Below are 603 nucleotides of genomic sequence, written 5' to 3'. Positions count from 1 at the left end.
AGGGCGTTATGTTTCTGCTGGAGATACCATATTGAAAGTATTTATAGACAATAACCTTTGGGATTACTTTGCGAAGCATAATATAGACCTTGAAGAGTATTTTCCTAAGGCAGATTTTCAGCTTTGCGTCACCAAACATGGCAGGTATGAAGTTCTACAAATGCCCGAACGTTGTGAAGCGATTAAAAACTACGCCAAACGAGCTATAGGGAGCTTCGTTGAAGAAGATTCTTACTTTGGCTATCTGGACAGTTCGATCCCTGATGAGTATCAGCGAATGTCAGGTTATGGTGTCGGTCGTTATATTTCTAGTGAAGAGCAAGAACTGAGAAAAAATCTGGTTGAAAGGTTCGCGACACAATCTAAAAGAAAGCAAAATCAAATACTATTCAAACAAGAAGCGGATATTGAAATCGCAAGTCGTTCAGCTCTTTTTCCTATTGTAACTTTTGATACTAAAAAGAAAGGCCCAATATATTTCGCATATTCGAATGATTACAAAGTCATTTATCTGGACGTTGGTGAAGCAAATAGCCGAACTGCTCGAGAGTTTATGTGTTCACTTGTTAAACAGCTATATGTGTACAAACAAACATAACAAAC

The 603-nt window shown here is 37.8% G+C and carries 1 protein-coding gene; it reads left to right on the top strand.

The window, feature by feature from the left end; genetic code table 11:
* Positions 1-598, top strand: a 598-nt coding sequence (locus tag KJB35_RS28365) for a hypothetical protein (RefSeq protein WP_285469907.1), incomplete at its 5' end; no start/stop codon positions are given.
* Positions 599-603: the final 5 nt, after the last annotated feature.

It is taken from the genome of Vibrio sp. D431a (assembly GCF_030248655.1).
GTDB lineage: Bacteria > Pseudomonadota > Gammaproteobacteria > Enterobacterales > Vibrionaceae > Vibrio > Vibrio alginolyticus.
The sequence above is the reverse complement of the archived record's forward strand: the minus strand, read 5'-3'. Positions and strand labels throughout refer to the sequence as shown.